14 protein-coding genes and 2 pseudogenes are annotated in these 19608 nt (G+C 63.3%); 7 read left to right on the top strand and 9 right to left on the bottom strand.

Going from position 1 to position 19608, the window contains the following annotated elements; all coding sequences use genetic code 11:
* Window positions 1-156 precede the first annotated feature (156 nt).
* The 3 genes and pseudogenes from JQ609_RS12650 to JQ609_RS12640 all read left to right on the top strand — a co-directional run bounded on the left by JQ609_RS12650 (window position 157) and on the right by JQ609_RS12640 (window position 6840).
* Window positions 157-2184 (top strand): methyl-accepting chemotaxis protein, encoded by a 2028-nt coding sequence (locus tag JQ609_RS12650; RefSeq protein ID WP_212273693.1) that lies wholly within the window; start codon window positions 157-159, stop codon window positions 2182-2184.
* Between the two features lie 285 nt (window positions 2185-2469).
* Window positions 2470-5651, top strand: a pseudogene (locus tag JQ609_RS12645) (efflux RND transporter permease subunit).
* Window positions 5641-6840, top strand: a complete 1200-nt coding sequence (locus tag JQ609_RS12640) for an efflux RND transporter periplasmic adaptor subunit (protein ID WP_212273656.1) — start codon at window positions 5641-5643, stop codon at window positions 6838-6840. Before JQ609_RS12645 ends, JQ609_RS12640 begins: the two are co-directional and overlap by 11 nt.
* Window positions 6841-6964: 124 nt before the next feature.
* On the opposite strand, the gene JQ609_RS12635 is transcribed toward JQ609_RS12640, so the two are convergent.
* Both JQ609_RS12635 and JQ609_RS12630 read right to left on the bottom strand, forming a co-directional pair.
* A complete protein-coding gene (locus tag JQ609_RS12635) occupies window positions 6965-8473 on the bottom strand; it encodes an acetyl-CoA acetyltransferase (protein WP_212273655.1) in 1509 nt (502 codons plus the stop codon).
* A gap of 132 nt (window positions 8474-8605) precedes the next feature.
* Window positions 8606-9739, bottom strand: coding sequence for a nitronate monooxygenase (locus tag JQ609_RS12630; RefSeq protein WP_212273654.1), 1134 nt, complete (start codon window positions 9737-9739; stop codon window positions 8606-8608).
* A 233-nt stretch (window positions 9740-9972) separates the two neighbouring features.
* Here JQ609_RS12630 and JQ609_RS12625 point away from each other — a divergent pair, with 233 nt between their 5' ends.
* A complete protein-coding gene (locus JQ609_RS12625; RefSeq protein WP_212273653.1) occupies window positions 9973-11634 on the top strand; it encodes an NAD(P)/FAD-dependent oxidoreductase in 1662 nt (553 codons plus the stop codon).
* Between the two features lie 108 nt (window positions 11635-11742).
* Here the strand turns inward: JQ609_RS12625 and JQ609_RS12620 are convergent, their stop codons facing one another.
* Window positions 11743-12894 carry an aminotransferase class V-fold PLP-dependent enzyme gene (locus tag JQ609_RS12620; protein ID WP_212273652.1) on the bottom strand — a complete coding sequence of 384 codons (1152 nt, stop codon included), beginning with the start codon at window positions 12892-12894 and terminating at the stop codon, window positions 11743-11745.
* Between the two features lie 186 nt (window positions 12895-13080).
* Between JQ609_RS12620 and JQ609_RS12615 the strand changes: the two genes are divergently transcribed.
* On the top strand, window positions 13081-13443 hold the full coding sequence (locus JQ609_RS12615) for a hypothetical protein (RefSeq protein ID WP_212273651.1): 363 nt from the start codon (window positions 13081-13083) through the stop codon (window positions 13441-13443).
* On the opposite strand, the pseudogene JQ609_RS12610 reads toward JQ609_RS12615, so the two are convergent.
* Window positions 13415-13703: pseudogene (locus JQ609_RS12610) on the bottom strand (hypothetical protein); the annotation flags it as partial. The gene JQ609_RS12615 and the pseudogene JQ609_RS12610 overlap by 29 nt on opposite strands.
* Window positions 13704-13933: 230 nt before the next feature.
* Between JQ609_RS12610 and yghU the strand changes: the two are divergent.
* A complete protein-coding gene (gene yghU, locus JQ609_RS12605) occupies window positions 13934-14827 on the top strand; it encodes a glutathione-dependent disulfide-bond oxidoreductase (protein WP_212210700.1) in 894 nt (297 codons plus the stop codon).
* Window positions 14828-14954: 127 nt separating this feature from the next.
* Window positions 14955-15710 (top strand): alpha/beta fold hydrolase, encoded by a 756-nt coding sequence (locus tag JQ609_RS12600; RefSeq protein WP_212273650.1) that lies wholly within the window; start codon window positions 14955-14957, stop codon window positions 15708-15710.
* A gap of 92 nt (window positions 15711-15802) precedes the next feature.
* On the opposite strand, the gene JQ609_RS12595 is transcribed toward JQ609_RS12600, so the two are convergent.
* The 5 genes from JQ609_RS12595 to JQ609_RS12575 form a co-directional block, all read right to left on the bottom strand.
* On the bottom strand, window positions 15803-16087 hold the full coding sequence (locus JQ609_RS12595) for a GNAT family N-acetyltransferase (RefSeq protein ID WP_212210704.1): 285 nt from the start codon (window positions 16085-16087) through the stop codon (window positions 15803-15805).
* Window positions 16088-16234: 147 nt separating this feature from the next.
* The gene (locus tag JQ609_RS12590) at window positions 16235-16852 is read right to left on the bottom strand and encodes a flavin reductase family protein (protein WP_212032306.1); all 618 of its coding nucleotides are present in this window, start codon (window positions 16850-16852) and stop codon (window positions 16235-16237) included.
* A gap of 116 nt (window positions 16853-16968) precedes the next feature.
* Window positions 16969-18246 (bottom strand): acyl-CoA dehydrogenase family protein, encoded by a 1278-nt coding sequence (locus JQ609_RS12585; protein ID WP_212273692.1) that lies wholly within the window; start codon window positions 18244-18246, stop codon window positions 16969-16971.
* A gap of 125 nt (window positions 18247-18371) precedes the next feature.
* Entirely contained in the window at window positions 18372-18905 is a 534-nt protein-coding gene (locus JQ609_RS12580; RefSeq protein ID WP_212273649.1) for a Spy/CpxP family protein refolding chaperone, read from the bottom strand.
* Between the two features lie 70 nt (window positions 18906-18975).
* Window positions 18976-19599 carry a trans-aconitate 2-methyltransferase gene (locus JQ609_RS12575; protein ID WP_212273648.1) on the bottom strand — a complete coding sequence of 208 codons (624 nt, stop codon included), beginning with the start codon at window positions 19597-19599 and terminating at the stop codon, window positions 18976-18978.
* Window positions 19600-19608: the final 9 nt, after the last annotated feature.

Here is a 19608-nt window from a genome sequence, read left to right as displayed (position 1 = left end):
TTGCGTTCTGCAACCCAGCAGCGAAATCCGATTGGGCTGCTCGGTACTCGCTACTGAGCTAAAATTAACCAGTGTTCTTTACAAGAGCACCATCTTTACGGCGCGCGCGCTGTTCGCCGACAGCGCGTTTGGGGAAATTTGGGGTTCGCTGACATGATCAAGCTCAATCGCATCGGGTATAAACTGGGCCTGGCTGGCGCCGTCGGCATATTGCTGGCGGGCGGCATGGTGGCCAACCAGATGATGTCGGAACGGGCGATCGAGGCGGCAAACAGCCGCGCCGACCGCTCGCAGCGGGTCATCGACGCCGCGATATCAGCTAACCTGAACGGACGGCAGATCGAGCTTGCCGCGCGCAACATCCGCCTGGCGACGAAGGCCGCGGACGTCGAAAGGAACGCGGCGGACCTCAGTCGGTTGAAGGCCACTCAAGCCAAGGCGTTGGATGACGCGCTGGCGATTGCGGCGCTGCCGGATACCAAGCAGCGCCTGGAGAAAATCAGGTCGCTGATGAACTCCTACACGACCGGCGTCGATGAGCTGGCGAAGACACAGCTCAATCTTCTCGCGGTGATCGACAAGCGCTCGGCGATTTCGGCTGAATGGACCAAGGCGATCGAGACCCAATTGGCGTCACCCGCGCTGGCCAAGCTCGACAACAAGCTCGAAATCGAAAAGCTGCTGCATATGGCCGACGCCAAGGTCAACACGCTGCGGGCCATGGTGTGGCGGCTGGGCGCCACCGGCGATGTCAGCCTGATCGCCCAGATCGCCAAGACCCAGGCGGCGCTCAAGGCCAATTTCAACCTGTTGCGGGGTGAGGCCGATGACCGCGATCTGCTGGTCGTGGTCAGCTCGCTGGATTCGATCGTCAAGCGCTTCCTGGCCGCCAATGACGAAGCGGTCAAGACCGAGGAATTGAAGGTAGACATCGTCGTCAACCGCTCCGTCAAATTTGCCCAGGAGGCGGGCACGCAGATGGACAGCCTGGTCGACGTGGCGCGAAAGGACTACGCCACATCGAAGGAGGAAGCCGCCGCCGAGACCGAGCGAGCCAGCATGGTCAGCCTCGCCATGGGTATCGTGGTGATTATCGCGCTGTTCGCATCGATGGTGTTTTCCTTCCTCGGGATCTCCCGCCCGATGATGCGCCTGAACGGTGCGCTGGGGGAGATGGCCGGCGGCAACCTCGACGTTGTGATCCCCGGCGCCAGGCGCGGCGACGAAATCGGCGACCTCGCCAAGACGGTCACGATCATCAGGGAGAATGCCGAGCAGAAGGCCCGCGACGAAGCCGAGGCCAAGATCAAGCAGGACCAGATCGCCGCCCGGCAGCGCAAGGACGACATGATCAAGCTCGCCGATACGTTCGAGACGGCGGTCGGCGAGATCGTCGAGACCGTGTCGTCGGCCTCGAACGAACTGGAAGCCTCCGCCGGGACGCTGACGTCGAACGCCGAGCGCGCCCAGGAGCTGACCACGATGGTGGCGGCGGCCTCCGAGGAAGCCTCCACCAACGTGCAGTCGGTGGCGTCGGCGACCGAAGAGTTGTCCTCCTCGGTCAACGAGATCAGCCGCCAGGTGCAGGAATCGGCGCGGATGGCCACGGCGGCCGTCGACCAGGCCCGCACCACCAACGACCGCGTCAGCCAATTGTCGAAGGCCGCGAGCCGGATCGGCGACGTCGTCGAACTGATCAACACCATCGCCGAGCAGACCAACCTGCTGGCGCTCAACGCCACCATCGAAGCGGCGCGCGCCGGCGATGCCGGCCGTGGTTTTGCGGTCGTGGCGTCGGAAGTGAAGGCGCTGGCCGAGCAGACCTCCAAGGCCACCGGCGAGATCGGCCAGCAGATATCAGGCATCCAGGCGGCGACCCAGGACTCCGTGAACGCGATCAAGGAAATCAGCGGCACCATCGAAAAGCTGTCGGAGATCTCCTCGACCATTGCCGCCGCCGTGGAAGAGCAGGGCGCCGCGACTCAGGAAATCTCCCGCAACGTGCAGCAGGCCGCTCACGGCACCCAGCAGGTGTCCTCCAATATCACCGACGTGCAGCGCGGCGCCTCCGAGACCGGCTCCGCCTCCACGCAGGTTCTCTCCGCCGCGCAATCGCTGTCGGGTGACAGCAACCGTCTCAAGCAAGAGGTCGGCAAGTTCCTCGACTCGGTGCGCGCCGCCTGACCACAACGGGATGACAATCTGAAAGCCCGGCCTCCGGAAGGGGCCGGGCTTTTTGCATTTGACTGCCTGCGTTTGCGAAACGGCGGGTCGGCTCCGTAGTTCTACCCTATCGTCCGGCCGGTCGGCGTGCTCCGGCCTGAGCCAGTAGCTATGCCGGGGAAGTGAAGGCCTGATGCGCGGCCCGCGTTGGTCTTTTGGGCTTTTTTCGGGTAAATCAGCCCCGATGAATTGGCCTGCAGGGGCGCCAATCCTCGTCTCTCGGCAGCGGTTGGGAATACTTCCTAGATGGTCTCACTGGTCCGTATTGCGCTGAGCCGGCCCTATACTTTCGTTGTGCTCGCGATCCTGCTGCGCTGATCATCGGACCATTGGCCGCGCTGCGCACGCCGACCGACATCTTCCCGGACATCCGCATCCCCGTCATCGGCGTGGTCTGGAACTATACCGGCCTGCCGCCGGACCAGATGTCGGGGCGTATCATCACGCCGTTTCAGCGCGCGCTGACCACCACCGTCAACGACATCGAGCACATCGTCGCCAATTCCTACACCGGCATCGGGATCGTCAAGATCTTCTTCCAGCCGGGCGTCGATATCCGCACCGCCAACGCCCAGGTGACGGCGATCTCGCAAACGATGATCAGGCAGTTGCCGCCCGGCGCGACCCCGCCGCTGATCCTCAATTACAGCGCCTCCACCGTTCCGATCATCCAGGTTGCACTGTCCGGTGAGGGGCTGACCGAACAAAACCTCGCCGATATCGGCATCAACCAGTTGCGTACCCCGCTGGTGACAGTGCCGGGCGCGGCCATTCCCTATCCGTTCGGCGGCAAACAGCGCCAGGTGCAGATCGACCTCAATCCCGCCGCGCTGCAGGCCCGCGGCCTGTCCGGGCAGGACGTCGCCAACGCGCTCGCCGCGCAGAACCTGATCACGCCGGTCGGCACCCAGAAAATCGGCCAGTTCGAATACACCATCCAGCTCAACAACTCGCCGCTTCGAATGGAAGAGCTCGGCGACCTGCCGATCAGGGCGGTGAACGGCGCGATGGTCTATGTTCGCGACGTCGCATCCGTGCGCGACGGCAATCCGCCGCAGACCAACATCGTGCACGTCGACGGTAACCGTTCGGTGCTGATGATGGTGCTGAAGGCGGGCGCGACCTCGACGCTCGATATCATTGCCGGCATCAAGCAGAAGGTGACCGAGGTCAAGGATTCGCTGCCCGACGCGCTGAAGATCGGCTTCATCGGCGACCAGTCGGTGTTCGTGCGCGGCGCCATCGAGGGCGTCGCCGTCGAAGGCGTCATCGCCGCGCTCCTGACCAGCGTCATGATCCTGCTGTTTCTCGGCAGCTGGCGCTCGACCGTCATCATCGCCGTCTCGATCCCGCTGTCGGTGCTGGGCGCCATCATCTGTTTGTCGGCGATCGGCGAGACGCTCAACATCATGACGCTCGGCGGGCTGGCGCTGGCGGTCGGCATCCTCGTCGACGACGCCACCGTGACCATCGAGAATATCAACTACCATCTGGAGCAGGGCAAGCCGGTCGAGCAATCGATCCTGGATGGCGCCAACCAGATCGTGACGCCGGCCTTCGTCTCTTTGCTGTGCATCTGCATCGTGTTCGTGCCGATGTTCTTCCTGCAGGGCGTGGCGCGCTTCCTGTTCGTGCCGATGGCGGAAGCCGTCATGTTCGCGATGATCTGGTCTTTCCTGCTGTCGCGCACGCTGGTGCCGACGATGGCGAAATATCTGCTCCAGCCGCATGTCCATCATGAGGGCGGGCGGCCGCCGACGCGCAATCCGCTGGTGCGCTTCCAGCGCGCCTTCGAGGCGCGGTTCGAGCGGATTCGCGCCGGCTACCACGATCTGTTGTCGATGGCGCTGGCAAGGCGGCCGCTGTTCGTCACCGGCTTTCTCGCCCTGGTCGCGCTGTCGTTCCTGCTGGTGCCGTATCTCGGCCGCAACTTCTTCCCGGCGGTCGATGCCGGCAACATCCTGATGCATGTCCGCACCCAGGTCGGCACCCGCGTCGAGGAGACCGCCAACCAGCTCGCCGACGTGCAGAAGGCGATCCGCAAGATCATTCCGCCCGGCGAGATCGAAACGCTGACCGACAACATCGGCATGCCGATTTCCGGCATCAACATGACCTACAACAACACCGGCGTGATCGGACCGGCCGACGGCGACATCCAGATCAAGCTCAGGGAAGGCCACAGGCCGACGGACGAATACGTCCAGATTTTGCGCGAGCAATTGCCGCGGCTGTTTCCCGGCATGAACTTCTCGTTCCTGCCGGCCGACATCGTCAGCCAGATCCTGAACTTCGGCGCGCCGGCGCCGATCGACCTGCAGATCCGCGGCGCGGACATGAAGGCGAACTTCGACTATGCCAACAAGCTGCTGAGCAAAATCCGCCGCATTCCCGGCATCGCGGACGCGCGCATCCAGCAATCGCCGAACGCACCGACCTTCAACATCGATGTCGACCGCACCCGGGCGCAATATGTCGGTCTGACCGAGCGCGACGTCACCAACAGCCTGGTGGTCAATCTCGCCGGCAGTTCGCAGGTCGCGCCGACTTTCTACCTCAACCCCGACAATGGCGTGTCCTATTCGATCGTGATGCAGACGCCGCAATACAAGATGGATTCGCTCAGCGCCCTGCAGGCGCTACCCATTACGGCGACCGGCAATCCGCAGGCGCCGATCCTGGGCGGCATCGCGGACGTGAGGCGCTCGGCCTCCAGCGCCGTCGTCTCGCAATACGACATCCAGTCGATGGTGCAGATCTACGCGACGCCGCAGGGCCGCGACCTCGGCGCGGTTGCCGCCGACGTCCGGACCGCGATGGCGGAGACGGCGAAGGATGTGCCAAAAGGAAGTTCGGTGGTGCTGCTCGGCCAGGTGCAGACCATGAACAGCGCGTTTTCGGGCTTGCTGTTCGGGCTGCTCGCCGCCGTGGTGCTGATCTATTTCCTGATCGTGGTGAACTTCCAGTCCTGGTCCGATCCGTTCGTGATCATCACGGCGCTGCCCGCGGCCCTTGCCGGCATCGTCTGGATGCTGTTCACGACGCAGACCACGCTGTCGGTGCCGGCGCTGACCGGCGCCATCATGTGCATGGGCGTTGCCACCGCCAACAGCGTGCTGGTGATCAGCTTTGCCCGCGAACGTTATGAAGAGCTCGGCGATCCCATCGCGGCGGCGCTGGAAGCCGGCTTCGTCCGCTTCCGCCCGGTCCTGATGACGGCGCTCGCGATGATCATCGGCATGACGCCGATGGCGCTCGGACTCGGCGAGGGCGGCGAGCAGAACGCGCCGCTCGGGCGGGCAGTGATCGGCGGCTTGATCTTCGCCACCATCGCCACCCTGATGTTTGTTCCCGTGGTGTTCAGTATGGTACACAAGAAACAGGGCGTCATTGCCGACGCCGCACCGGAGAGCCCGCATGACCACTGAACAACGCCCGCCGGTATCGCGCCGGAAATTGGGCCTATTCGGGGTCGTGGCGCTGATTGGGGCGGGGCTGATCGTCGCCACCGGCATCCGGGCGCGCGAGGAATCCGGCTCGAAGCTGCGCGAATGGACCGACAACCAGGCGGTTCCGAGCGTCGCCGTCGCATTCCCCAATGCCCGCGCGCTCAATCCCACCATCGACCTGCCGGGCCGTCTTGAAGCTTACTCGCGGGCGCCGATCTTCGCGCGCGTCAGCGGCTACCTGAAAAGCTGGAGCGCCGATATCGGCGCCAAGGTCAAGGCAGGCCAGGTCATCGCGGAGATCGAGGCGCCCGACCTCGATCAGCAATTGCTGCAGGCTAGGGCCGATCTCGTCAGCCAGCAGTCGAGCGCGCGGCTGTCAGAGGCTACGCTGAACCGGCGCAAGACGCTGCTCGCCTCGAACTTCGTCTCGATGCAGGAAATCGACGAGCGCACCGCCGACCTCGCCAACAAGAAAGCCGCCGTCAATTCCGGCACCGCCAATGTCGAGCGGCTGGAGGCGCTGGCGGGTTACAAGAAGATCACCGTGCCGTTCGATGGCGTGGTCACGGCGCGCGAAACCGATGTCGGGGCGCTGATCAATGCCGGCGGCGGTTCGGGGCCTGCGATGTTCGTGGTGTCTGACATCACCAAGCTGCGCGTCTATGTCAACGTGCCCCAGAGCTACGTTCCCGCCGTCAGGATCGGCGCGAAAGCCGTGCTGACGATGCCGGAATATCCGAACCGGACTTTTGCGGCGACCGTGGAAGCATCCTCGCAGTCGGTCGATGTCTCCTCGGGGACGACGCGCATGCAGCTGGCGCTTGACAATGCCGGCGGTGAACTGATGCCCGGCGCCTATGCCAATGTACGCCTGCCGCTGGAACGCGACGCCGTGCCGCTGCATATTCCCTCCAGCGCGCTGATCTTCAACAAGGACGGTTTGCGGGTCGCGACCGTCGGTCCCGACGACAAGGTGCTGTTCAAGACCGTTACCATCGCCCGCGATCTCGGCCGCGAGATCGAACTCGCCTCCGGCGTCACCCCCGACGACCGCATCATCACCGCGCCGCCGGACGGCATCGCCGACGGCGACCCGGTCCGCGTCGTCGGCGCCGACGCCAAGGGCAAGCCCACGACGGCATCGGAAAAGCAGGACGTGAAGGGGTAGGGGGCGGAGACGACAGTCTCTCGTTCGTCATGCCCGGGCTTGACCCGGGCATCCACGACTTACTTTCGTTCGAGTTACAAAGACATGGATGGCCGGGACAAGCCCGGCCATGACGGTGGAATTTCTACCCCGCCCGCCACTCCAGCACGCCATCACCGGTCGTGACGATCTCCCCCACCGAACCCACCGGCGTGCGCTCCATGTTGCGCAGGTGCGCCAGCGTCGCGCTGTCGTGCGCCGGCACCCGCGCCAGGGCGCGCGCATCGCCGGCCGTGCGCATCATCACCACGCCGTGCTCGACATCGCCCTTGCCGCCATAGATCACGGTAAAGCTTTCGACCTTGCCCTTGCCGGTGGCTTCGGTGACGAACTCGGGCACGGCGCCCTTGCGGCGGTCGGCCTCGGCCTGCACGCTGGTGTCCTGCGCCAGAGCCTGCTTTGGCGCCTGTCGCGACAGCACCAGGCCATGATGCTTGGTGACAAAGCCGCCCTGACCGTAGAGCAGGCCAAGCGTGCCGCCCTCGCGCAGCTTCCTCACCATCGCGCAGGCCGCATGCGTCATATAGGTGTTGAGCGGAGCGCCGAAGAAAGTGAGACCGCCGGTGACGGTGGGTTTGACGTCAGGGCCGAGGCCGAGCGTCCGGCGCGCCATCTTGGGCACGCAGGGGAAGCAGCTGTACAATTCGATCGCGTCGAATTTTTTGCCGTCGCCCCCGACGAGGTCCATTACGGCGTTGAGCACGGCATTCTGCGGATGGCTCTCGAAAAACTGGTCGCGCACCAGATAATCGCGCGGCTCTTCCGCCGATGCGCCGCCCAAAGGATAGATCAGCTTGTCCTCGGCCACGCCGGCAGCGCGCGCCTTTGCCAGCGAGGTCATCAGGATCGCGCCCCCCATATTGACGGTTGGGTTGGCCACCATCAGCTTGGTGTAGGGCCAGGCGATCAGCCGGTTTTCCGGCGTCGGCGTTGTGATCTCGTCCGGCGTGAAGTTTTTCTTCAGCCAGGAATTGGGATTCTCCGACGCCACGCGCGCATAAGTCGACCACAGTTGTCCGGATTCGGCGAGCGCCTCGCGCGGCGTCTGTCCCCAATGCGCTGAGGTCGCGGATTCATATAGCGGATAGACCGTGATGGGGCGGAACACGCCGAGCGCCACAGCCATCGGCTTCTGGAACGCCGCGCCGCGCTTCGGCTCCTCGACGTCATGGGCAAACGGCGTCCATGGCAGATCGATACCGGCCCGCTGGGCTTTTGTTGCGGTGGATTGCGCCTCGGCGCCGCACACCGCCGCCACGCTGCATTCGCCGCGCGCGATGCGTTTTGCTGCTTCATGCAGATAGCGGATCGGGCTCTCGCCGCCGACCGGACCGTAATAGCAATGCGCAGGTTTCGCGCCGAGCCGCTCGGCGAGTTGCTTCTCCGGATCGCGGTAGCGCCAGCTCAGGAAATTCACGACGTCGAGCGAACCGAGTTCGCCGAGCAGTTTTGCACCGCTGTCCGCTTCCGCGCGCTTCAGCGCCTGTTCCAGCAGCGCGAGCGGTTCGAGCCCGGCGGCGATGTCCTTTGGCCGGTCGACGATTTCGCCGACGCCGACGATGACGGGAATGCGGTCTTCGGGAGTCTTCGACATTTTCTTGTTTCTCTTTCAGGGCTAGGCAACGTCCTCATCCTGAGGAGCCGCGAAGCGGCGTCTCGAAGGATGGGCCACGGGCCTCATGGTTCGAGACGCGCGAAGACGCGCTCCTCACCATGAGGAGAAATATCACTCCTCCATCAACGCATTCATATGCTCGACCGCGTCGACAAAATCTTCCTTGAATTCCTGCACCACCGCGCCGGCGGATTTGACGCTGTCGATCAGGCCGACGCCCTGGCCGACGAAATAGCTGACGAGGTCGCGCGCCTGGACGTTGCCGGCCGCCGCGGCGCGGTCGATCGAGTTGAAGGCGTCGCGGCTGATGATGCTTTGCAGCGGCATCGGCAGCGCACCGGGGCTGTCAGGCCCGCGGTCCCACGCATCGGTCCATACCGAGCGCAACTGCCGCGCGGGCTTGCCGGTGCGGCCCTTGGAGCGGATGGCGTCGCGCGAGGACGCCGCGATCATCTTCTCGCGGAAGATTTCCGAGGTCTCGGACTCCACCGTCGCCAGCCACACCGAGCCGGTCCAGACCCCGGCCGCGCCCATCGCCATGCAGGCGGCCATCTGGTGCCCGGTCATGATGCCGCCCGCCGCCAGCACCGGCACGTTGCGGATCGGCTTGATCGCCTTGATTACCTCGGGCACCAGCACCATGGTGGAAACTTCGCCGCAATGGCCGCCGGCTTCGGTGCCCTGCGCCACCAAAATATCGACGCCGGCCGCAACCTGCCGAAGCGCGTGCTCCTTGGAGCCGATGAGGGCGGCGACCGGCACGTTGTGCTTGCGGCCCATCTCGATCATCGCCTTCGGCGGGACGCCGAGCGCGTTCGCGATCAGCCTGATCGGATGACGGAAGGAAACGTCGAGCAACTCCAGCGCGATCTCGGCGTCAAACGGCTGTGGCTGGTTGTCGGCGACACTCTCGGTCGTGAGTTCGATGTTGTATTTCTTCAGAAGATTGCGGGTGAAATCACGATGCTCTTGCGAAACCCGCTTCTCCAGACTTTTCCAGGTGAGGTTCTTCTCGCCAGCGGTCGAGATGTTTTCCGGGATCAGCACATCGATGCCGTAGGGCTTGCCGTCGACGTGGTCGTCGATCCATTTCAGTTCCTGCTCCAGCGTCTCCGGCAAGAAGCGGGTCGCGCCGAGCACGCCAAATCCACCGGCGCGGCTGACGGCGGCGACCACGTCGCGGCAATGGCTGAAGGCCAGCAGCGGAAATTCTATTCCCAGCATGTCGCAGATCGGGGATTTCATGGTCGTATCCGTTCCCTGGGGTGGCTTTGACGCCGCTCGTTGTTTGTTTTTGTTTGCCGTATTGACCTGACGCTAGCCCATCGGGGGCTGGGATGCCAAGCGCTCTTCGATCATGAGGGACGAACATTCCACGCCGCAAAATATGCAAAGCAAGACCGCCGATTTGTGTCTTGCGCTTTGGCGCTATCGAGAGAATGCTGTCCGGCAAATCAAGAATTCGCAAGGGAGTGTCCATGACCGCATCGCCATCCGTTTCCGGGAAAGCTGCCGAGAGCTACGACGTCGTCGTGGTCGGCGCAGGCTTTGCCGGCATGTACATGCTGCATAAACTGCGCGGGCAGGGGTTTTCAGCGCGGGTCTATGAGCAGGGCGATGGCGTCGGCGGCACCTGGTACTGGAACCGCTATCCCGGGGCGCGCTGCGATGTCGAGAGCATGCAATATTCCTATTCGTTCTCCGAAGAGCTGCAGCAGGAATGGGACTGGAGCGAGCGCTACGCGCGGCAGCCGGAGATTCTGAAATACGCCAATCACGTCGCCGACCGTTTTGGTCTCCGTCCCGACATCCAGTTCAACACCGTGGTGGAGCGCGCGGAGTACGACGAACGCACCAACCTGTGGTCGGTCACGCTATCCGGCGGCAAGGCCGTCATTGCAAAATTCGTGGTGCTCGCCACCGGCTGCCTGTCGAACGCGCGGATGCCCGAGATCAGGGGTCTCGATCGCTTTGAAGGCAAGGTCTATCACACCGGTCACTGGCCGCATGAAACCGTCGATTTCACCGGCCAGCGCGTCGGCGTGATCGGCACGGGATCGTCGGGCATCCAGTCGGTGCCTGTGATCGCCGAGCAGGCGAGCCACCTCACGGTGTTTCAGCGCACCGCGAATTTTTCGATTCCCGCCCGCAACGCCATGCTGACCGAGGAAGAGCGGCAGGCGTTCCGCGCCAAATATCCGGAAGTCAGGCAGTTCGCGCGCACGGAATCGCGCAACGGCATCTATACCGAGATGCCCGATCGCGGCGCGCTCGATGATGGCGACAACGAGCGCCGCGCCAAATACGAAGCGCGCTGGAGTCGCGGCGGGCTCACCTTCATGTCTGTTTACAACAACCTCGCGCTCGATCAGGCCGCCAACGACACCGCGGCAAATTTCGTCCGCGAGAAGATCGCCGAAATCGTCAAGGACCCCGAGAAGGCAAAGCTGCTGCAGCCGAACAACCATCCGATCGGCTCCAAGCGCATCTGCATCGACACCGAATATTTTTCGACCTTCAACCGCCCGAACGTGACGCTGGTCGACATCAAGTCCAACCCGATCAAGGAAATCACGGCCAACGCCGTACGATCAGGCGGCAAGGACTACGAAGTCGATGCATTGGTGCTGGCGACCGGCTTCGATGCGATGACGGGTTCAGTTGCCAAGATCGACATTCGCGGCCGCAACGGCCAGACGTTGAACCAGAAATGGGCCGAGGGGCCGCGCACCTATCTCGGCTTGATGAGCGCCGGCTTTCCCAATCTCTTCGTCATCACCGGTCCCGGCAGCCCGTCGGTGTTGTCGAACATGATCGTCTCGATCGAGCAGCATGTCGACTGGATCACCGACTGCGTGACCTATATGCGCGACCGCGGCTTCGAGGCCATGGAAGCCAAGAAGGAAGCCGAGGATAACTGGGTCGCCCACGTCAACGAGGTCGCCTACACCACGCTCTATCCGCAGGCCAATTCCTGGTACATGGGCGCCAACGTCCCCGGCAAGCCGCGCATCTTCATGCCCTATATCGGCGGCGTCGGGCCGTACCGGCAGATCTGCGACGACGTCGCGGCGAAGGGCTACGAGGGCTTTGCGATGACGGGCGCGGAGCCTGCGCAGAAACGCGCCGCGTCATCCTGAGGTGCGCGCACTTGCGCGCCTCGAAGGATGAGCCGCTTGCACTCTACCAACCACCCTTCGAGGCTCGCTGACGCTTGCACCTCAGGGTGACGATTGGAGTTAGAGGAGCTATCCCCGCAACCGCAGCGCCAACACCTCCACAAACCGATCCGCATCCGCCTCGTCATTGTAAACATGCGGCGATATCCGCAGCCGCCCCAAACGCGGTGCGACGTAGACGCCGTCGCTGGCCAGCCCCTCGACCAGTCCCGCCGGCATCCCGCCCTTGAACGCCAGGCTCAGAATATGCGGCGCACGCAGCCGCCCATCCGGCACGCTGATGCCGATGCCGCGCACGCCTTCCGCAATCCGCTCCGTCAGCATCGCGAGCCGCTGCACCACGGCCGCTGCACCCCATTCGGCCAGCATTTCCATACCAATGGACGCCATCTCCATCGAAATGAAATAGTCGCGCTCGCCCATGTCGAAGCGGCGCGCATCGGGCACGTAATTGAGATCGGTGAAGTAGACCGAATTCTCGGCGCGCACGTCGCGGCGGCCGGCTGAGGTCTGCTCCAGCGGAATGCCGCTCTGATGGCGTTTTGCAACATAGAGAAAGGCGCGGCCGTAAGGCCCGAGCACCCATTTGTAGGTCGGGAACAGCACGAAATCAGGATCGAGACGCTTGACGTCCATCGCCAGCACACCGACGCCCTGCGTGGCGTCGATCAGGAACATCGCGCCGCGCGCCTTGAGCGCCGCGCTCACTTTGTCGACGTCAATCAGCCCGCCGTCCGACCAGTGCACCGAGGAGATCGAGGCGAGGCTGACCGGCGCAGCACCCGATCGTTCGATCACGGCCAGCACCGCCGACGTCCAGTCGCCGTCTTCGGGTTGTCGAACCGTCTCGACGGTAAATCCCTGCACATCCGCTCGCGCGTGCCATTCCAGCACGGGGGAGGAGTGATCGCTTTCCAGCACGATCACGCGCGTGCCGCGGGGAATGGTCAAAAGCTTTGCTGCCGTCGCGACGCCGTAGCTGATCGAGGGGGTCAGCGCGATATCGGATGGCTCGGCATTGATCAGCCGGGCAGCAGCCGCGCGCGCACGTTCGTTCTGCTGGTTGGCAAAGGAAGCCGGCAGCGTCCACGGCGTGCCCTTGCGCCCGACCGCGGCGCGGCCGGCTTCCAGAGTTCGGATCGGCAAGGGGCTGTAGGAGGCGGCGTTGAGGTAGCAAATCTGGCGCGGTATCTCGAACAAAGCGCGTTGCGAGGCAAGCATTTGGGATGATCTCTTGGGTGCGATCCATCCACTATGGCCGATCGTGACCAAGCCAGCCACAGAAGCATTGCTCCGAGTACAACTCTGCCGCGCCTAAGGACTTTTACGCTATGAACCTGGACCATGGCAGGCGCGACCAAAGGGCGTTCGCAGAGCTCCACGATATCAGTGGCAACAGAGGCGGCCATGTCACTTTCTTACGAAACCCAGCGACCCATCGCCTCGGACAATATCGTCGCCGGAGCCGTCTACGTACTTTACGGCGTAGGATATTTCACCGGGATTACAGCGCTGATGGGTCTCATCATCGCGTATGTGAAGGTCGACGATACCGACCCCGTGATGCAATCGCATTTCCGGTTTCAGATCAGGACCTTCTGGATCGGACTGCTGTACCTTGCGATCGGCATTCCGTTCTCCCTGGTGCTGATTGGCCTGCCGATTGTTGCCTGGTGGTTCATCTGGTCACTCATCCGCATCGTCAAGGGCGGCCTGTTGAGCATCGAGCACAAGCCGATCGTCAATCCGAAGTCCTGGCTGTTCGGATAATCCGGCCGGCGGGAAGCTGCCCCCTAAACCTCCAGCACTCCTTGCGCACGCCGGCATTGGCGGCAAGCTCCGCCGGCGTTCCCTCGAACACGATGCGGCCGTGGCCCATCACATAGAGGCGGCGGGAAATCTTCAGCGCGATGGTGAGTTTCTGCTCCACCAGAAGAATAGCGGTGCCGCGGCGCGCGCATTTCGTCGAGCAGGGACCTGGTCGACCAGCTTGGGGCGAGCCCCTCGGTCGGCTCGTCGATGATGACGAGGACAGCCCATTCCCCTGAGAGGCCCGCATTTTTGTTGTCTTGCGGTGCCGATGCGAAACCGTAACATGGACCCGACGCGGACCGCCACGGGAATTGTTGGGCTGCCATGCAGCATCTTGCGGTTGGCGGCGACAGCCCCAAGGTATACCAGACAGTCGCATTGTAATTCCGCCGCGCGGCAGATCGCCCCTCACGTGACTCGGCCGACAAGAAGCCTGGAGCCAACACGAATGAACGAAATTGTTACCGACCCCACCGCCTATGTGCCGCCGAAAGTCTGGACCTGGAATAAGGAAAGCGGCGGCCGCTTCGCCAGCATCAACCGGCCGATCGCCGGTCCCACGCATGACAAGGAACTGCCGGTCGGCCGGCATCCGTTTCAGCTCTATTCGCTGGCGACGCCGAACGGCGTGAAAGTCACCGTCATGTTCGAGGAGCTGCTGGCCGCGGGCCACAGCGGCGCCGAGTATGACGCGTGGTTGATCAAGATCGACGGCAACCAGTTCGGCAGCGGCTTTGTCGCGGTCAATCCGAACTCCAAAATCCCGGCGCTGATGGACCGCAGCGGGCCGACGCCGATCCGGCTGTTCGAGTCCGGTGCGATCCTGATGCATCTGGCCGAAAAGTTCGGGGCCTTTCTGCCGGCCGGCGGCGAGGCGCGGGCGGAATGCCTGTCATGGCTGTTCTGGCAGATGGGCAGTGCGCCGTTTCTCGGCGGCGGCTTCGGTCACTTCTATGCCTACGCGCCGACCAAGATCGAATACGCCATCGACCGCTACGCCATGGAAGTGAAGCGTCAGCTCGACGTGCTCGACCGGCGGCTTGCCGACAATGAGTATCTCGCCGGCAGCGAATACACGATCGCCGACATGGCGACCTGGCCGTGGTACGGCGCGCTCGCGAAGGGCCTCGTCTATGGCGCCGGCGAATTCCTGTCGGTGCACGAATACAAGAACGTGCAGCGCTGGACCGATCAAATCGCAAAACGCCCGGCGGTGAAGCGCGGCCGCATGGTCAACCGGATCTCGGGCGATCCGGCGAGCCAGTTGCACGAGCGGCATGAGGCCAGCGATTTCGATACGAAGACGCAGGACAAGATCGGCGAGCCGGCCAAGGCATCGTAGTAGTTTGTCGCTGTAGGGCGGATTGGAGCCGAAGGCGTAATCCGCCTTTGGTGCGGCCCGACAAAGATGGTGGGTTACGCTACGCTAACCCACCCTACGAAGTAAAAATCCGAACCGAGGAAACCCCATGCCGACTTTCGAAAAAGGCGCCGTTCGTATCCACTATGAGGAAGCCGGCTCCGGTTATCCCTTGCTAATGATCGCCGGCGGCGGATTGAACTCGACGATCGCGGGCCTGTCGGGCAGCTATCCGCCGTTCGATTCCTTCGAGGAGTTCAAGGGCGAGTACCGCTGCATCGCGGCCGATTTGCGCAACGCTAATACCGGGAAATCTTCCGGCCCGCTCGAAATCGACCGGCCCTGGGATTCCCACACCGACGACCATCTTGGCTTGATGGATCATCTTCGCATCGACAAGTTCATGGTGCTCGGCTTCTGCATCGGCGGCCCCTTGATCTGGAATCTGCTGAAGCGCGCGCCCGATCGCGTCGTCGCTGCCGTGCTGGCGCAGCCGTCCGGCTCGCGTCCCGAGATGCGGGACCTGTTCTACGACAACAACACCAAAGGCTGGGCGCCGGAGCTCCTGAAGCAGCGGCCGGACATCACCCCGGAGACAACAGATAAATTCCTCACCAGGATGTACCGCACCAATCCCGACTTCGTCTTCACGGTGACACGCGACTTCGTGCGCCAGTGCAGGACACCGGTGCTGATCCTGCCCGACGATATCCCGGCGCACCCTTATGCGGTCGCGATGGAGTCGGCGATGCTGGCGCCGAACGCTGAAGTCAGCATGTTTCCGTGGAAGGAGCCCAAGGAGCGGATACCGCTCGCGGTACGCCAGATCCGCTCGTTCCTGCGCGCGCACCGGCCGGTGGCGTAGCTTGTAGGGTGGGCAAAGCGAAGCGTGCCCACCATTTCAACCGAGTTTCGAATGAAGATGGTGGGCACGGCGCAAGCGCGCCTTTGCCCACCCTACGAAGCCGTGCCCAGCAAGTCGTTATCTTCCGGATGCTTCTTCATATAGCCCTGGATGAACTCGCATTCGACGGTGAGCTTGCGTCCCTGCGCCCGTACCGCTTCGAGGGTCGCCCGCGCGAGTTTTGAGCCGACGCCTTTGCCGCCGAGCTCCGGCGGCACCACGGTGTGTTCGAGCGTGATCGTATCAGGCGATTTGCGGTAGGTAACGAAGGCGATGGCGCCGTCGACGTCGAGCTCAAAGCGGCTGCTGGTTTCGTTGTCGCGGAAATGGTCGGTCATGCGAACTCCAGTATCGGTGCGTAGGGTGGGTTAGGCGAAGCCGTAACCCACCATCTTCGTTCCGCATCGGCGGTGGGTTACGCGGAGTTTATCATCGGGCGCGCATTCGCGCGACCCGGTGGCTAACCCACCCTACGAAATTACGCGCTACTTCGCCGGAAGTTCCGGCGCCGGCGGGAACACGACGCGGTCGTCGGTGCGGCAATAGCGGTCGGCGAACATGCGGCCGATCGGGTGGTAGCGCTCCATGTGCACGCGCATGGTCTGCGTATCCCACAATTCGTCGCGGATGTAGAAATTGATGCCTTCGCCCATGATCAGCGTGCGATCGCCATTGACGTCGATGGTCTTCCAGATCTTGCACTCCATCGCCCAGGGCGCATCGGCCAGCCGCGGCGCCGCGACCCGGGTCGAGGGCGCAAGTTTCAGGCCGAGATAGCCGGGCTCGCCGACATCGGGCGGAAAGTCGCCGCTGGAATCGTGCATCGCGCGCGCCAGCGGCTCGTCGGTGAGGTTGACGACGAACTCGCCGGTGCGCTGGATGTTGACCAGCGTGTCCTTGACGCGCCCGTCGGGCCGCAGATTGACCGCGAACATGCACAGCGGCGGATCCTCGCAGAACACATTGAAGAAGCTGAACGGCGCGGCGTTGACCACGCCGGTCGGGCCCACTGAAGTTACCCAGGCGATCGGCCGCGGCAGCACGAATCCGGCGAGCAGCTTGTAGCGCTCGCGCGGCTGCAGGTTTTCGGGGGCGTATTCCATGGGGATTTCCGATCGACAGGCCGTAGGGTGGATTAGCCGAAGGCGTAATCCACCGTTTGCGTTCGACAAAAGAGGTGGGTTACGGCTTCGCCTAACCCACCCTACGAAGCAAGATCCTACGGCATGCTCAGTTCATGCCGGCCCACCACCATCCAGTGCACCTCATCCGGACCGTCGGCGAAGCGCAGGTGGCGGACGTCCTGGTACATTTCGCCGAGCGGGCTCCAGTGCGAAATACCGGTGGCGCCGTGCATCTGGATTGCCTGGTCGATGATCTTGCAGGTGCGCTCGGGCACCATGGCTTTCACCATGCTGACCCAGATCCGCGCTTCCTTGTTGCCGAGCACGTCCATCGCCTTGGCCGCCTTGAGCACCATCAGCCGCATCGCCTCGATCTCGCAGCGCGCCTGCGCGATGATCTGCATGTTGCCGCCGAGATGGGCGATCTTCTTGCCGAAGGCTTCGCGGGTCAGGCCGCGCTGGACCATCAGGTCGAGCGCCTTCTCGGCCTTGCCGATGGTGCGCATGCAGTGATGGATACGGCCCGGCCCGAGGCGGACCTGCGAGATTTCAAAGCCGCGGCCTTCGCCGAGCAGCATGTTTTCCTTCGGCACCCGGCAATTGTTGAAGCGCAGATGCATGTGGCCGCGCGGCGCGTGGTCGTGGCCGAACACGTGCATCGGGCCCAGGATCTCCACGCCGGGGGTGTCGATCGGCACCAGGATCTGCGACTGCTGCTTGCTCGGCGGGGCGTCGGGATTGGTCTTCACCATCACGATCATGATCTTGCAGCGCGGATCGCCGGCGCCGGAGATGTAGTACTTCTCGCCGTTGATCACCCATTCGTCGCCGACGAGCTTTGCCGAGGTCGAGATGTTCTTGGCGTCGGAGGAGGCGACATTCGGCTCGGTCATCGCATAGGCCGAACGGATTTCACCTGATAGCAGCGGCTTCAGCCACTTTTCCTTCTGCGCCTTGGTGCCGACGCGTTCCAGCACTTCCATGTTGCCGGTGTCGGGCGCCGAGCAGTTCATGGTCTCCGACGCCATCGGATTTTTCGCCAGCTCAACCGCGATATAGGCGTAGTCGAGGTTTTTCAGGCCCTGGCCGGTCTCGTCATCGGGCAGGAAGAAATTCCACAGGCCGACTTCCTTGGCCTTGTCCTTGGCCTTCTGCAGGCAGGCCAGCTGTTCCGGCGTAAAACTCCAGCGGTCGGTCTTTTTCTCGCCAAGCTTTGCGAATTCGACCGACATCGGGTCGACGGTCTCGCGGATGAATTTCTTGACGTGCTCGTAGAGCGGACGGACCTCATCCGACATCCGGAGATCGTTGAGCTCTTCGCCCGGATTGAGGTTGTAGGTCGTCGTTCGCGGGATGTAGGCGTGCTTCATCAGGGTCCTCCCATGCGGCGTTTTCCATTCTGCGGATAATCTTTGGAACGCGCCTGTTGGGCCGCAATCTAGACGCCAGCGCGGTCCCTGCACAAGCGGGACGAGGGTCCGCGCGCAGCGCCCTGCCGCTAATGCATGCGGTGATGCCGCGCCGGGGAATCGGATGCGTATCCCCGCAACTGGGCATATTGTTTCATCTGATCGGGAGACAGGATTTGCGCCGTTTCGAGGTGATATTTCAGATGCGCGTTGCGCAGTTCCGCCTGCGTCTGGCCGATCTTCGTCGTCGCTTCCCTCAGCGCGTCTGATGTGATCGAACGGTTGGCGAATTGCCGGTCGAGCGCGCGTTCCTGTTCGATCAGGCTGAGACCGATCGGTGTCGCTTCCGCTTTCATTGTTTCAAACAGTGTTTGAATCCGTTGCTTCTGCGCCGCCGACAGCGCCAGCTTGTCGGACAATTCCAGCACGTGCATCGGACCGGGGTAACCGTTCAGTTCGGCCGCCAGCGCCAGGCCCATGCCCCTGCCGGCCCTGAGATCATCGATCTGCTGCGCGGACAGTGCCTTGATCGAGCGGCCCTGCATCCCCGCATAGGGCGACTGCGCCATTGCGGCGGTCGAAGCGAGGGCGAGGATGGTGATGGCGTTGGCAATGGCTTTCATGAAGATCTCCTGCTGTGCGTCGTAATCTTAATAGTGCCGCCGGTGGGCGTTCATCAAAGTCCCGTCAGAATTACTCGACGCGCTGAAAGACGCTGAACTGGAAAAGCTGGTGCGATCCCCAGGGCGTGGCATGGTCGTCGCGCTGGCTTTGCAGCAGCTTGAACCCCGATCCCAGCGTCTGCCGGAGCCGCGCCGCATCGTAACGCATCACCGGCAGGCCGCTGCATTTCTCGGGTCCGTCCAGCGCGAAGGTCGCGATGATGGCGTGGCCGCCGATCTTCAAACCCTGCTTGAACCGTGCGATGTAGCTCGCGCGGTCACTCTCCTCGGTCAAAAAGTGAAACGCCGCCCGGTCATGCCAGATGTCATACGCCCGCGACGGCTGCCATGTGGTGGCGTCCGCCACAAGCCAATGCGCGCGTGAGGCGCGTTCGCCGAGACGGGCTTTGGTGGCCTCCAATGCCGCCGCGGATAGATCGAGCACGGTGACGTCACAAAATCCCTGATCGATGAGGTGATCGACCAGCCGTGACGCGCCGCCGCCGATGTCGATGATCGCCGAATGAGGCGTCGCCCCGATCTCGGCGATCAGCGCCAGCGACGGGGCAGGGCTTTCCTGAAACCAGCTGACCTCGTTCTCGCCTTTGCTGGCGTAGACGTTCTCCCAGTGCGCCTGGCGGCTTTCGCTTTCCATCGCGTCCTC

Source organism: Bradyrhizobium sp. AUGA SZCCT0169 (assembly GCF_018130085.1).
Taxonomy (GTDB): Bacteria; Pseudomonadota; Alphaproteobacteria; order Rhizobiales; family Xanthobacteraceae; genus Bradyrhizobium.
The sequence above is the reverse complement of the archived record's forward strand: the minus strand, read 5'-3'. Positions and strand labels throughout refer to the sequence as shown.

Bases quoted from the DNA above. Each gene is read 5' to 3' on its own strand.
- JQ609_RS12640 (WP_212273656.1), top strand. From the start codon at position 5,641: ATGACCACTGAACAACGCCCGCCGGTATCGCGCCGGAAATTGGGCCTA.
- JQ609_RS12635 (WP_212273655.1), bottom strand. From the start codon at position 8,473: ATGTCGAAGACTCCCGAAGACCGCATTCCCGTCATCGTCGGCGTCGGC.
- JQ609_RS12630 (WP_212273654.1), bottom strand. From the start codon at position 9,739: ATGAAATCCCCGATCTGCGACATGCTGGGAATAGAATTTCCGCTGCTG.
- JQ609_RS12625 (WP_212273653.1), top strand. From the start codon at position 9,973: ATGACCGCATCGCCATCCGTTTCCGGGAAAGCTGCCGAGAGCTACGAC.
- JQ609_RS12620 (WP_212273652.1), bottom strand. From the start codon at position 12,894: ATGCTTGCCTCGCAACGCGCTTTGTTCGAGATACCGCGCCAGATTTGC.
- JQ609_RS12615 (WP_212273651.1), top strand. From the start codon at position 13,081: ATGTCACTTTCTTACGAAACCCAGCGACCCATCGCCTCGGACAATATC.
- yghU (WP_212210700.1), top strand. From the start codon at position 13,934: ATGAACGAAATTGTTACCGACCCCACCGCCTATGTGCCGCCGAAAGTC.
- JQ609_RS12600 (WP_212273650.1), top strand. From the start codon at position 14,955: ATGCCGACTTTCGAAAAAGGCGCCGTTCGTATCCACTATGAGGAAGCC.
- JQ609_RS12595 (WP_212210704.1), bottom strand. From the start codon at position 16,087: ATGACCGACCATTTCCGCGACAACGAAACCAGCAGCCGCTTTGAGCTC.
- JQ609_RS12590 (WP_212032306.1), bottom strand. From the start codon at position 16,852: ATGGAATACGCCCCCGAAAACCTGCAGCCGCGCGAGCGCTACAAGCTG.
- JQ609_RS12580 (WP_212273649.1), bottom strand. From the start codon at position 18,905: ATGAAAGCCATTGCCAACGCCATCACCATCCTCGCCCTCGCTTCGACC.
- JQ609_RS12575 (WP_212273648.1), bottom strand. From the start codon at position 19,599: ATGGAAAGCGAAAGCCGCCAGGCGCACTGGGAGAACGTCTACGCCAGC.